At 62.9% G+C, this 13,322-nt stretch carries 10 protein-coding genes and 1 pseudogene; 9 read left to right on the plus strand and 2 right to left on the minus strand.

Features of this window, described 5'->3' with window-relative positions:
- Positions 1-11: 11 nt before the first annotated feature.
- From QCM77_RS39320 to QCM77_RS39335, 4 genes and pseudogenes are all read left to right on the plus strand, one after another.
- Complete coding sequence (locus QCM77_RS39320; protein ID WP_280096423.1) at positions 12-989, plus strand: NAD(P)-dependent oxidoreductase; 978 nt, start codon at positions 12-14, stop codon at positions 987-989.
- 405 nt (positions 990-1,394) lie between these two features.
- Entirely contained in the window at positions 1,395-3,782 is a 2,388-nt protein-coding gene (locus QCM77_RS39325; RefSeq protein ID WP_280096424.1) for a bifunctional diguanylate cyclase/phosphodiesterase, read from the plus strand.
- A gap of 261 nt (positions 3,783-4,043) precedes the next feature.
- Positions 4,044-5,344, plus strand: a pseudogene (locus tag QCM77_RS39330) (MFS transporter).
- A gap of 197 nt (positions 5,345-5,541) precedes the next feature.
- Entirely contained in the window at positions 5,542-5,760 is a 219-nt protein-coding gene (locus QCM77_RS39335; protein WP_279692550.1) for a PAS domain-containing protein, read from the plus strand.
- Here the strand turns inward: QCM77_RS39335 and QCM77_RS39340 are convergent.
- Positions 5,736-5,993 carry a hypothetical protein gene (locus QCM77_RS39340; RefSeq protein WP_279661033.1) on the minus strand — a complete coding sequence of 86 codons (258 nt, stop codon included), beginning with the start codon at positions 5,991-5,993 and terminating at the stop codon, positions 5,736-5,738. The genes QCM77_RS39335 and QCM77_RS39340 overlap by 25 nt on opposite strands.
- An 18-nt stretch (positions 5,994-6,011) precedes the next feature.
- Entirely contained in the window at positions 6,012-6,299 is a 288-nt protein-coding gene (locus tag QCM77_RS39345) for a hypothetical protein (protein ID WP_279661034.1), read from the minus strand.
- Between the two features lie 652 nt (positions 6,300-6,951).
- Between QCM77_RS39345 and QCM77_RS39350 the strand changes: the two genes are divergently transcribed.
- The 5 genes from QCM77_RS39350 to QCM77_RS39370 all read left to right on the plus strand — a co-directional run bounded on the left by QCM77_RS39350 (position 6,952) and on the right by QCM77_RS39370 (position 13,140).
- Positions 6,952-7,917 (plus strand): class I mannose-6-phosphate isomerase, encoded by a 966-nt coding sequence (locus tag QCM77_RS39350; RefSeq protein ID WP_279692546.1) that lies wholly within the window; start codon positions 6,952-6,954, stop codon positions 7,915-7,917.
- Positions 7,905-10,181 carry a glycosyltransferase family 4 protein gene (locus QCM77_RS39355; protein ID WP_279661036.1) on the plus strand — a complete coding sequence of 759 codons (2,277 nt, stop codon included), beginning with the start codon at positions 7,905-7,907 and terminating at the stop codon, positions 10,179-10,181. The genes QCM77_RS39350 and QCM77_RS39355 overlap by 13 nt, the downstream gene beginning before the upstream one ends.
- Before the next feature lie 43 nt (positions 10,182-10,224).
- The gene (locus QCM77_RS39360) at positions 10,225-11,541 is read left to right on the plus strand and encodes a glycoside hydrolase family 130 protein (RefSeq protein ID WP_280096428.1); all 1,317 of its coding nucleotides are present in this window, start codon (positions 10,225-10,227) and stop codon (positions 11,539-11,541) included.
- A 77-nt stretch (positions 11,542-11,618) separates the two neighbouring features.
- Complete coding sequence (locus QCM77_RS39365) at positions 11,619-12,128, plus strand: MarR family winged helix-turn-helix transcriptional regulator (protein WP_280096425.1); 510 nt, start codon at positions 11,619-11,621, stop codon at positions 12,126-12,128.
- Between the two features lie 238 nt (positions 12,129-12,366).
- Positions 12,367-13,140, plus strand: coding sequence for a Crp/Fnr family transcriptional regulator (locus QCM77_RS39370; protein WP_280096426.1), 774 nt, complete (start codon positions 12,367-12,369; stop codon positions 13,138-13,140).
- The last annotated feature ends 182 nt before the right edge of the window (positions 13,141-13,322 follow it).

Raw genomic sequence — 13,322 nt, forward strand, 5'->3', positions numbered from 1 at the left:
GGAGTGTTGCCGTGAAAGTCCTGCTGGCCCACACGCCGGAGATGCGCCGCAATTACTACGGTGATCGCAGCCTGAACGGCCTGCGCGCGGCCGCCGAGGTGGTCCTGCACGAGAGCGATGATACTCTGGACGCCGCCGGCCTCGTGCGCGCTGCGAAAGATGTCGACATCATCGTCGCCGATCGCATGACCGAGGGCCGTGGCGAGATCTTTCCGCAACTGCCGCGCTTACGCGCCTTCGTTCGCTGCGCCGTCGATATCCGCAACGTCGATGTCGATGCCGCCTCGAACGCCGGCGTGCTCGTGACCCGCGCCGGTCCGGGCTTCGTGCAGGCGGTCGCCGAGCTCGCGATCGGCTTCATGGTCGATCTCTCGCGCGGCGTGTCGCGGGCGACGGCCGACTACCAGGCCGGCCGCAGGCCGGAGGCGCGGATGGGCCGTCAGCTCGCGGGCAGCCGCATCGGCATCATCGGCTATGGCAGCATCGGGCGTTACCTCGCCGACGTGGCAAAAGTGCTGCGCATGGAGGTGCTGGTCTCCGATCCCTTCGCGACCGTCAGCGACAGCGCCATCAGGCAAGTCGGTCTCGACGATCTCCTCGCCGCGTCGGACTATGTCGTCTGCCTTGCGGTTGCGAACGAAGAGACCGAGAGCCTGATCGGGGAGGCGGCACTGGCGCGCATGCAGAGGCACGCCGTGTTCGTCAATCTCTCGCGCGGCAACCTCGTCGACGAGGCCGCGCTCGCGCGGGCGTTGCTGGAGAGCCGCATCGCCGGTGCGGCGATGGATGTCGGCCGTGCAGCTGACCAGATGCCGACCCCGGAACTGGCAAAACTCCCCAACGTCATCGCCACGCCGCATGTCGGCGGCCTGACGCCGCAGGCGATCGAGTATCAGTCCCTTGAAACGGTGCGGCAGGTCGAAGCGATCGTCAAAGGCGAGATCCCGCCGGGTGCCGTCAATGCGGAGCGCTGGACGCGGCGGCCGTGAGCGCCGTTACAGCCGGTCCACTGCCCTGAACGTCCCGACTTCTGGATCACCGTCCTGGCGCTAGTGATCGCTATCGTGTCATGAGGACACTTGCCGATGCTGGACGCGTTGTCGAAACGATAGGTCTTGCGCCCCTGAACAGGTCGCTATCCTGCGCAGCTTGGACGATGCGTAAGGCACCGGGGAAAACCGGCAAGTTACTGCCAGACTGACGCAACTTGCAGGGTCAATCGTTAACTAAATCGCGTGATGCGGAACGCCCCGGTTCCGAAATTGTGCAGTTTTTAACCCCGCTCCTTCCGATAGTGGTCGACGCGGCTCAACCAGAAGTTCGGGCCGCCGCGTCGAGGGGACTTGCGGATCAAGATGAGCGGTCGCGATCAGAACGATCAGGATCGGAGGCGTATGACCGGATGGTGGCGTGCCGCGCCGCTGCTCGGGCTCTATCGCCCTGCGCTCGTCGCGGTCGGCGTCGGTCTTCTGTTCTCGATCGTGGGTGCGGCCGCAGTGGCGCGATGGGAAGACCGCGTCAACAAGATCGAGTTCGAAAGCGCGGCCGAGACCGAAGCGATCGTCATGCAGAACGGCATGGGCGAATACATCTCCAGGCTCGTCGCGCTGCGCACGCTGTTCGAATCGACCAACCAGGAGATCACCCGCAGCGAATTCGAGACCTTCAGTGCCCGCCTGTTCGAGCACCATCCCGGCATGCTGCGCATCGGCTGGGTGCCGCGCGTGAACCGCAAGGAGCGCGCCGAATACGAGGCCGCGGCGATCGCGGACGGTGTGGCCGGCTATCGCATCAAGTCGCTCCAGGGCGATGCGTTCGCGACCGCGCCGCAAAGCGACGAATATTTTCCGGTGTTCTACTCGACCCAGCCGAAGACATCTTCGGTCTACGGCATGGACTACGCGACCGTTCCGGAGCGCCGCGCGGTGCTCGAGCGCGCGCGCGACACCGACCGGGTCGCGGCCATTCGCACCCGTCTCTACGAGCCGAAGGAGGGCGGCCGGCTGCCCGACGTCCTCGTCGCCATTCCCGTCTACGCCAAGGGAACGTCGCGCGACACGGCCGTGGACCGGCGCCGCAATCTCGCCGGCTTCGTCGTCGGCATCTTCGACCTGCCGCTGCTGATCCAGTCCATTCGCGTGACCACCGGCGCAAGCCCCGCGGTCAGCGTGAACGTCTATCCGCCGTTCACGGGGCAGATCGTCAACCTGGAGGAACTGCTGCCGGATTATTCGTCGGCCGCCAAGGCGCCGCAGTCGATGCGGGACGTCGCGCGGGCCCTGCACTGGTCGGGCAATCTCAAGATCGGCGACACCGATTGGCAGGTGCGGGCGGTTCCAGCTGCCGGCGGTTCGCTGGAGACGACTTACGATCGCGCGGGCGCGGTGTTGATCGTCGGCATGCTGCTGACGCTGTCGCTTTCGACCTATCTCATGCTCGCAAGCCGCAATTCGCAGCGGCTGACGCTGGCGAACCGGCGGGTGCTCGAACTCGCCCAGACCGACATCCTGACCGGACTGCCGAACCGCGCCTTCTTCCTCGCCCGGCTTGACGAGCTCAATGATCAGAAGGACGGCGGTCCGACCTTCTCGATCCTGATGCTCGACCTCGACCGCTTCAAGAACGTCAACGACTCGCTCGGTCATGGTGCGGGCGATGCGCTGCTGCGTCAGGTCGCACAGCGGCTGAAATCCGCACTGCGCGCCAGCGACGTGCTGGCCCGGCTCGGCGGCGACGAATTCGCCATCATTCAGGAAGCTTGCGAGGATCAGCGCGTCTGCTCGACCGAACTGGCGGGGCGGATCGCAAAGCTCGTTGCCGAGCCGTTCCTTCTTCCCGGACACCGCATCGAGATCGGCACCAGCATCGGCATTGCGATCGCGCCGGATCATGGCAGCGACCAGGAGCAGCTCCTGAAGAAGGCCGACCTTGCGCTCTACCGCTCGAAATCGGCGGGCCGCAACTGCTTCACCATTTACGACGAGGCGATGTCGGCCGAGCTCGAGGCGCGCAGCACGCTGGAAGGCGATTTGCGCGACGGCATCGCGCTCTGCCAGCTCGAGGTGCACTATCAGCCGTTCGTCGACGCGCTCAGCGGCGCGCGGCGCGGCTTCGAGGCGCTGGTGCGCTGGCGGCATCCGACGCGCGGCTTGATTCCGCCGGACCAGTTCATTCCGCTTGCGGAGGAGACCGGGCTGATCGTGCCGCTCGGCGAGTTCGTGCTGCGGCGCGCCTGCGCGGACGCGGCCGGCTGGCCCTCCGATCTCATGGTCGCCGTGAACCTGTCGCCGATCCAGTTCAAGGAGGCCGAGCTGTTCGAGATGATCAGCGCGGCGCTTGCTGATTCCGGGCTGCCGCCGCAGCGGCTGGAGATCGAGATCACGGAATCCGTGCTGCTGGAACGCGGCGTCGAGAACCACGCCTTCATGGAGCGGCTGAAGAGTATCGGCATCGAGCTCGCGCTCGACGATTTCGGCACCGGCTATTCGTCGCTCAGCTATCTGACCGCGTTCCCGTTCGACAAGATCAAGATCGACAAGTCGTTCATCCGCAACCTCACGCATCAGCCGCGCAGCTCCGCCATCATCTCCTCGATCGTGACGCTGGCGCGCGGGCTGGACATGTCGGTCACCGCCGAGGGCGTCGAGACCCGCGAGGAATTCGAGCGGCTGAAGGCACTCGGCGTCAATTTCGCGCAAGGCTATCTGTTCGGCCGCCCGCAGCCAATCGACCGGATCCTGTTCGACGCGCCGGTCAAACCGTCACAGCTCGACGCCGCCTGAGCGCCCGCCTCGTCCTTCGAGACGACCGCTTCGCGGTCTCCTCAGGATGAGGCTAAGCGGCCCTGGTGCCTGTTGAAGCTGCCGCCGCGCGCTCCGTCCTCATCCTGAGGAGCCCGCCTAAAGCGGGCGTCTCGAAAGGATGGGCCGCAGGGAAACCGCTCTCGAGTGCGATCGCGCTGTCGCTCAAGGGCCATGCGCGAAAAGCGCTTGACCCGGGCGGGTCCGGATGGTCGGAAGGACCGTCCGGGGATGAAACACACAATGCGGCTTCCGTTCTTCTACGGCTGGGTCGTGGTCGCGGTGACCTTCGTCACCATGGCCATCGGCGTCAACGCGCGCACCGCCTTCTCTCTGTTCTTTCCTCCCATCATCTCCGAATTCGGCTGGGAGCGCGGCGTCACTGCGGGCGCCTTCTCCTTCGGCTTCGTGGTGTCGGGCATGGTCAGCCCGCTGATCGGCCGGCTGATGGACCGCGCCGGCCCGCGCGCGGTGATGGAGCTCGGCGTGGTTCTGATGGGCGGCGGGCTGCTGCTTGCGCCGCTCACGAGCCAACCCTGGCATCTCTATGTCACCGTCGGCGTCATGTCGGCGCCGGCTCGGTGTGTCTCGGCTATTCCGGCCAGTCGCTGTTTCTGCCGAACTGGTTCATCCGCAAGCGCGGCTTCGCGATCGGCATCGCCTTCGCCGGCGTCGGCATCGGCTCGGTGACGCTGCTGCCATGGGTGCAGCACATGATCGAACAGACCGGCTGGCGCACCGCCTGCACTGCCATGGGCCTGCTCATCCTGGTCGTGCTGGCGCCGGTCAATCTGTGCCTGCACAAGCGCCCCGCGGATATCGGCCTCCAGCCGGACGGCGACGCGGCGCCGGCCGCGGGTGCGTTGACGCCAGTCTCCAACGTCGTCGATCCCGTCTGGGTCGGTACCGAGTGGACGCTCGTGCGCGCCGTCGCCACCGCGCGCTTCTGGTGGATCGCGCTTGGCTATTTCTGCGGCCTCTACATCTGGTACGCGGTGCAGGTGCACCAGACCAAGTTCCTGCTCGACATCGGCTTCAGCCCTGGTGTTGCGGTGTGGGCGCTCGGCATCGTCAGCCTGCTCGGCATTCCCGGCCAGATCCTGCTCGGCCATGTCTCCGATCGGATCGGGCGGGAATGGGTGTGGGCGATCAGTTGCGGGGGCTTTGCGATCTCTTTCGCGGCGCTGATGGCGCTGAAATTCCAGCCGTCGTTGTGGCTTGTTTACGTGATGGTGTTCACGCAAGGCGCGCTTGGCTACGGCCTCACCTCGATCATGGGCGCGGTGGTGTTCGAGATTTTTCAGGGCAAGCACCAAGGCAGCATTTTCGGCACGATCATGCTGGCGGCCCTGGCCGGCGGCGCAGCCGGTCCCTGGGTCACCGGCTTGCTCTATGATCGCGCCGGCGACTACACGCTCGCCTTCGGCATCGCGATCATCGTGAGCGGATTGTCGGCACTCGCGATCTGGCAGGCCGCGCCGCGCAAGGTGCGCGCCGTGGCCGGCCGGCTGGACAAGCTCCAGGCGGGAACCGGAGCCGAATAAGGTTCCGCACGCACCGCATTGCCTTCGCTTCTTTCGCAGAACGTTAAGCATCTCGCGTCTTGGCGTGGTGCGACGGGACTGCAAAAACATCTTGGACACCATCGCAGCGCTAGCGTCGATTGCCGCATCTTCCCGATGCCCCCGGTCCAACGATGTCTGCCTCCGGTTGTCCTGTGACAGAAATTCCGGAAGTGCTGTTGGCTGCGTTCGAACGCGCCGACGATGGCGTCGTCATCGTCGATAGCGCGCATCGCATCACGCACTTCAACGCCGCTGCAGAGCGGATCTGGAAATTCGCGCGCGCTGAGATGCTCGGCCGCGATGCCGGAATTCTCACCCTCAAATGCCTTCAGGCCGATCCTTGCGTTGACATGGCACCCAGGGACAACGCCTATCGCGATCCCATCGTGCTATAACGCGTCGCACTTCTGACCGCGTCGTCGATCTCGTCGGCTAGCTCGTCTGCGCCTATTTGATGGAGATCAGTTGCCAATGACGATGCCTGTTCGGCGCTCATCGAGAGCGGCTCGTCAATGTCATAGTTGAATTTGATGCGCCAGATCTCGCCGCGATTTCGATGAGGCTCGATGAGCACCACTGGAAGATCGGGCAACCCGTTCTGCAACAGCAGCAGCGACAAACTGGTCATTGGAGCCAACGCATCGAGTTACCCCAATCGTACCTGGTTTGCTTTCGGCCGCTTTTGATGTCGTGGCAATGCATAGTGAATGGTTAGCAGGCTTGCGTTGCTGTCATCGAAAATCAAACGATCGGTCAAGGTCATTTCCGCGCGCATCGCGTTGCAGCAGAAGATCATCCATCGATCGAAAAGGGGCAGCTTGCTCACGGACCGGTAAAGCTCGCCACATTCGATGGTCAGGTTCTGAAGGCCTTGCGCGCTCGCCAATTCGAGCCGGGATCGAATCTCCTGCCGGAAATGATCCGTTGAAACCATGCGACATCCGATAGCCGAGACCCTCACGACGAGGGGATCAGCCAGTTAGGGTTGCGATTGAGCAAATGTCCCTCGTCAACTCAGACGTCAGGTCTTGTCACCATAGAGCAATGTTAACACAAAGATACAGCTAATAAAGCCGATCTGATTGATGCTCTCGTCTCGCTATTGGGTGACGGCGTTCCTATATATTCGAGATCACCGCCCGCCCTAGGCAGTTATCGGTGACTGAGAGCATTGCGCTCCCGCCTCAACCAAGAAGGCGGTTGGATGTCTGATACCCCAAAATACAAATCTCCTGGAGTGGTTGGTACCTCCGGTGCCGATGCCCGTTTTCCTTGTTCTGCTGGCCGCTGCGTCGGCCTTCATGCATCGGGAATCCATTTTTAATTGACCTGCAGCAGCGATCTCGCACGCAGATCGGTCGGGAGGTTACTTGGCAAATACAGCAGTTGTCCGAAACTCGAACGGGCTTCCGGCCACATTCACTGGATCGAAGACCGGGCAGGACGACGCTCCGTTTGTCTTCGTCAAAGTCGGCGATGAAGAACGCCGCATGCGAAGGGCTGAATGGGATGCGCTCCCGCCCTGGACCGGCCCGCGCCCGGCACGAACGGTCAACGATTGACCGCACAGACTTTGAGAGGTCCGCTTGACGATCGAGCATGCCATCGTGCGAACCAAGCCGAAGCCCTGGGGCAGCCTCGATCTGCGTCCCTGGAGCCTGGCGTCGACGAGCGACGGCCCGATCGGGGAATTGTGGTTTGAGCGCCCGGGTCTTGCCGCGCCCAAGACGGCGTTGCTGCTCAAAATGCTCTTCACCACCGAGCCGCTGTCGATTCAAGTTCATCCGGATGATGCGTTCGCGCGCTCGATCGGGCTTGCCAACGGCAAGACCGAAGCTTGGTACATCGTCTCCACGATCCCCGGTGCCAAGGTCGCGGTGGGACTGAACTATCCGCGCTCCGCCGCCGAGTTGCGAACCGCGGTCACCGATGGCTCGATCGCCGATATCGTGCATTGGCACCCGGTTCATCCGGGCGACGTCATTTTCATTCCCGCTGGAACCATTCATGCGATCGGCGCTGGCATCGTGCTCGTCGAAATCCAGCAGCACAGCGACACCACGTTCCGGCTGTACGACTATGGACGAGAGCGCCAACTGCACATCGAAGATGCCGTCGCGGTGGCAACGGCAGGCCCTCGCGAAATCCAATCGCCTTCCGAACGTCTGAGCGGCGCGCGAACGGCCCTCACGGTCAATTCCTATTTTGCGCTGGAGCAAACTGACCTTGCTCCGGGTTCCGTCTGGATGCTCGACGCACCGAAAGAGACTTGGCTGCTGGCGATCGAAGGTCACGCCCAACTCGGCTCGACGCGGCTGGCGCAGGGGGACGCCGTTTTCCTGGAAGCCGACCATGCGGAAATCGAGGTAGGTGCGAACGGGTTGAAAGCGCTGCTGGCCTATCCCGGCCCGAACGTAAACCCTGCTGCGTTAATAGAGCGCAGCGTCGCGGGCGCCAGTCGCGGACCGCACGCTTTTCCCAGCGCCCTCGTCCCGTCCCCCTTCGAGACCGCCGCGCTCAAACAATCGGAGACGCCAAATTGGCTGCCGTAAATCGTATCGCATTCATCGGAAATTCGCTTCCCCGCCGCTGCGGCATTGCGACCTTTACCACCGACTTGCAGAGCGCCATTGCGGCGTCCCGGGGTGATCTGGAGACTGTCATCGTTGCGATGACCGATCACGGCCAGGTCTACGATTATCCTCCCACCGTGGGCCTGGAGATCAACGACGACCGGCAAGATGATTATGTCCGTGCGGCCGCCTACCTGAACAGCGGCGGCTTCGAGGCCGTTTCGCTGCAGCATGAATTCGGCATTTTCGGCGGCGAAGCCGGAGGTCAGCTCATGGCGCTTTTGTCGCGCCTGACCCTACCGATCGTGACAACGCTGCATACGGTCCTGTCCGAGCCGACAGAGGTTCAGCGCGATGTCATCGCGCGCATCGTCGAGTCCTCGTCCAAGGTCGTCGTGATGGCTGAAAAAGGTCGGGAGTTGTTGCGCTCCGTCTATCACGTGGCTGACGAGAAGATCGAAATCATCCCGCACGGCATCCCGGAATTTGCGTTCGTCGAACCCGACGCGGCCAAGGCTGCGCTCGGATTCAGCAATAAGTCGGTCATCCTGACATTCGGGTTGCTGTCGCCGAACAAGGGTATCGAAGTCATGATCGATGCGATGCCTTCGATTCTGAAGACCCGACCCGACGCCGTTTACGTCGTGCTCGGTGCGACGCATCCCAACCTCGTGCGAGATCGGGGCGAAGCCTATCGTGAGGCCCTGATGGCGCATGCGCGCCGGGCTGGAGTCGAGGATCACGTGGTGTTCCTCGATCAGTTCGTCGACAAGAAAACGCTGCTCGATTTCATCTCGATGTCTGACGTCTACGTAACGCCGTACCTCAGTGAGGCCCAGATGACGTCGGGCACGCTGGCCTATAGTTTCGGGCTCGGTAAAGCCGTGGTTTCCACCCCGTATTGGCATGCCCGCGAACTATTAGCCGATGGCCGGGGCATCCTGGTTCCGTTTGGCGATGCGGCAGCGCTTGGCATCGAAATCGCCAAGCTGCTCACCAACGACGTGCTTCGGCAAGCGATGCGCAAGCGCGCCTATTCGAGCAGCCGCGCGATGACATGGGAAAGGACCGCCGAACGCTATATGTCGGTGTTCGAGAACGCCGGGCGCCGGCATCGGCTCAAGACCATTGCGCGCACGGATACCGGTACGCTGCTGCGCGACAGCCGCGCGCCGCCGGAAATGCAGCTCGGCCATTTCCTGTCGATGTGCGACGACACAGGACTGTTTCAGCATGCCGTTCATAGCGTGCCGGATCGTGCCCACGGCTATTGCGTCGACGACAACGCCCGGGCGCTGCTCGTGGCCTGCGCGCTCAACAATCCGGGCGAAGAGCGGCTGCCGGAAGCCCTGACGGCGCGATTTGCCGCCTTCGTCCAGCACGCCTGGAATCCGGATACACGACGATTTCGCAATTTCATGGGCTTCAACCGCTGCTGGTTGGAGGACAGGGGGTCGGAGGACAGCCACGGACGCACGCTCTGGGCCTTGGGCGTGTGCGCGCTTACCGATGCCAACCCGTCGCGCCGCTCATGGGCCGCGGCGCTGTTTTCCGAAGCGATGGCGACAGTGGAAAGTTTTCGTTCGCCCCGTGCCTGGGCGTTCGTGTTGCTGGGGCTCGATGCTTACTGCTCGGCTGTTCCGGACGATTTCCAGGCGACCCGCCTGCGTGCCGTGCTTGCCGATCGGTTGATTTTGATCTTCGACACCGTGGCAACCGGCGATTGGGTCTGGTTCGAGGATGGGTTGGCCTACGATAACGCTCGCTTGCCCCAGGCGCTGATCATTACCGGCCTGGCCAGCAAGACAAAGCGCTATGTCGATATCGGCCTGGAGTCGCTGCGCTGGCTTGTGAACCGGCAAACCTCGGCGAAGGGCCAATTCCGCCCGATCGGCACGGCGGGATTTGGTGATCGACGCCAACCATCGCAAGCTTTCGACCAGCAGCCGCTGGAGGCCGCGGCGACCATCGCGGCATGCCTCGCCGCGTGGCGGGCCGATCACGATGCCGAGTGGAAAGCCGAAGCCGCACGGGTATTCGCGTGGTTTCTGGGCAGTAACGATTTGTCAGCCTCGCTGGTCGATTTGGAAACCGGAAGCTGCCGGGACGGCCTGCACCCCGACCGTCCTAATGAGAATCGGGGAGGGGAATCCGTGGTGTCGTATTTGCTCGGCCTCTCCGAGATTCGGCAAATTGCCCGCCTCAGCGAAAGCCGGGCCAAGCCTGCTCCGCTGGTCGCTTGACGGCGCCGATTACGATTTCCTCCTTCAACCCATCGAGGCCATTTTGTTGCAATCTCCCTTCCTCAAACGCCAAGCCCTTCAACTGCGGCCGGACCCGACCCGTGTGATCGTTCGCCCTTTCAAGCCGGCAACGGAGCCGCGCGACCTCAATCCGACGGACAAGACCCGCGCCAACCATATCGTCGAACGGGTCCTCGCGCTCGATCCCGAGGCGGCTGACCGGCAATTGGCCGACGTTCTGGAGAATTTCCTCGGCCGTCACCGCAACCTGTTGCAGATCTTCGAGGCACGCGCCGCGGAAATGGAAGAGGCGCTGGCCGACCATGCTGTGTTCACACGGGTCCAGCGCCAACTCGCGGGCGCCTATTTTCTCAACGAATATTCGTTCGAGGCTTCGGCATTGTTCAATCCGAGTATCGTGCCACATCCCGATCAGACCGGAACGGCGGAAGGCAGCCTCCGCTTCATCCTAAGTCTTCGTGCCGTCGGCGAGGGTCATGTGTCTTCCCTGACATTTCGGTCGGGGCTTATTGCGGCAGACGGAGCCGTGACCATCGACCCGACGGCGCGTCTTGCATCCAGCCCCGATCTTGTCAGGCTGACATCGGGCCCCGGCGGCGACGGGATTGACGTTACTTTCGCGGCTGGAGAAGATCTGAGCGAGCGGGTGATTTTTCCGGTCACCGAAGCGCAGTCGAACGGGATCGAGGATGCCCGCTTTGTGCACTTCAGCGACGCCGGACAGAAGATCTACTACGCGACCTACACCGCCTATAGCGGACGGGCGATCCGGTCGGAGCTGATCGAGACGTCCGATTTTGTATCGTTCCGGCTATCGACCTTGAAGGGCAATGCCGCGCGCAACAAGGGCATGGCGTTATTCCCGCGCAAGATCGAGGGCAGATATGCGATGATCGCGCGCCAGGATAACGAAAACCTCTATCTGATCTTTTCCGACGATCTTCATACGTGGGATGGTGGCCAGCCGATTCTGAAGCCTCGATACCCCTGGGAATTCGTGCAGATCGGCAATTGCGGATCACCGATCGAACTCGACGTAGGCTGGCTGCTGCTGACGCACGGCGTCGGCCCTTTGCGAAAATATTCGATCGGGGCCGCGTTGCTGGACAAAAAAGACCCTTCGAAGGTGCTCGGCCGCTTGCGCGAGCCGCTCTTGCGCCCAGACCCTTCCGAACGGGAAGGATATGTTCCAAACGTCGTCTATACCTGCGGCGCGATGCGCCATCGCGACAAGATCATCTTCCCTTATGCGGTCTCGGACACCTTCTGCAATTTCGCGACCATCGAGATCGCATCCTTGATCGCGGCTATGGACAGGAGCGCATTGGACCTGCGCTGACCGTTCTCGAATTCGATCCGGCCGGTGAGACTGAAAAAACCGGTGAAGCGGTCGGCGGGTACTCATCGCCATGCTCCATGTCGTCGTCGCGCTTCCTTAGCTCGCTCGCCGTCATGGATCGTATCGAGCGGGGCGCGCGCGAGGTCATCGGCCGTGGCGGTGAGACGCCTGCGCCGCTCGTCGTCATCGGCCATGGCCAGGGCATGACCAATGACAAGCTGCGGCGGATCCTGGGCCTGTCGCATTCTGGAACCGTCCGGTTGGTCGACCGTCTGGTGTCGGACCGGCTTGTCGAGCGCAGGCCGGGAAAGGACGGCCGGGAGATCGCCTTGGTCCTGACGGCCACCGGCGCCGCGGCCCGGACCGATCTGATGGCGTCCCGGCTTTCAGCCGTCGCGTCGCTTCTGGATGTGCTGTCGCCGGCCGAAACGAAGCGACTTGGAACGCTGCTACACGAGTTGCTGGCGAGGCAGGACACCTCCGAGCTGGATCGCTTCACGATCTGCCGCAGATGCGACGACAGGGTGTGCACCAATTGCCCGTTGCCGACGACCAAGGGCACGACCAAGGGCAAACGCGATCGCTAGCAGCTCGATCACTTCGCGGGAACCTCGCTGAGTGGCAAGGATCGCGAATAGTATGATTTATGCAAGATCCTGTTTCCGCGGCGAGGAAAGCTCTCCGCAATTATCCGTACTTGATCTCGACTGATGGCTCTGTTTGGATAGTTTCGTTCGGTAATTCGTATTTCGGATAATCATCGTGGATGAACTAAATGGATGCCGTCGTTCATTGGGTACTGGTACTCGTTCACGAGAAAGCATCGTGACCGCCCACCGCACCGGCGTCGGGAATCGGCTACTGGCGGCGTTGCCGCCGGCGGATCTCGGCTTGCTCACGCCCTACTTCCAGAAGGTCTCGTTCGAACCCGATGCCGTCCTGGTGCGGTCGGGCGATGAGCTCGACCCGGTTTATTTTCCCCATAGCGGCGCAATCGCCTTCATGCTCGATATGCCGGACGGGCAATCGGTCGCAACGACCTTGATGGGACGGGAAGGCGCTTTGGCCTCGTTCTCCGCGCTTGGCCCGTCGCTCTCATCCGTGACCGCGATCGTTCGCATGGCCGGCACAGCGTCGCTGATTTCCGCCGCCAGGTTTCGGGCTGCCTATGCGCAAAGCGCAGCCATCAGGAATGTCGTGCAGGTCCACGCCCGCGCGGTGTTATTGCAGCTCCAGCACGTAGCCGCTTGCAACGCGCTGCACCGCGTGGATTGTCGCATGGCGCGATGGCTCCTGCAGCTTCACGACCGCGTTCCCGATAACCCCCTTCCGGTGACGCAGGAGGCGCTTGCGCAATTGCTTGGGGTGCGGCGGACCACAGTGACTCTGACGATGAGCAAGCTACGCGAGTCCGGCGCCGTCCCGTCCGACCGGCGCGGGTTTATGGAGATCGATCGGGCGCGGCTCGAGAAGGTCGCATGCGATTGTTATGCGCTCATGCAGCGCAACATCGATCGGATGTATTGCCAGGAATTGTCGGCGCCGCAGCCTGCCCATCCGCCGTTCCGGCAAAGCGCCGTCGTCGCCTCCGGCGCATAGAGATGAGCTCGGGGAGGAATGGACAATTGGGACTGACCATTTGCGATGACCGCTCTGGGTCCAGGCTGTGTAAAAACGCGGCTCCGCATCACCTCCATGCAACGAAGGCGGCCGTCGGTGTCGCTATTGAGTTCGCTGCCCGCGCCTCACGCCCGCATGGCTGCCAGCAATGGCTCGACGCC

This window comes from Bradyrhizobium nivariense (assembly GCF_029846695.2).
Classification (GTDB): Bacteria; Pseudomonadota; Alphaproteobacteria; order Rhizobiales; family Xanthobacteraceae; genus Bradyrhizobium.

Excerpts from the sequence above, each read along its gene's own strand:
- QCM77_RS39325 (WP_280096424.1), top strand. The coding sequence starts at position 1,395 with ATGACCGGATGGTGGCGTGCCGCGCCGCTGCTCGGGCTCTATCGCCCT.
- QCM77_RS39340 (WP_279661033.1), bottom strand. The coding sequence starts at position 5,993 with ATGACCAGTTTGTCGCTGCTGCTGTTGCAGAACGGGTTGCCCGATCTT.
- QCM77_RS39365 (WP_280096425.1), top strand. The coding sequence starts at position 11,619 with ATGTCGTCGTCGCGCTTCCTTAGCTCGCTCGCCGTCATGGATCGTATC.
- QCM77_RS39345 (WP_279661034.1), bottom strand. The coding sequence starts at position 6,299 with ATGGTTTCAACGGATCATTTCCGGCAGGAGATTCGATCCCGGCTCGAA.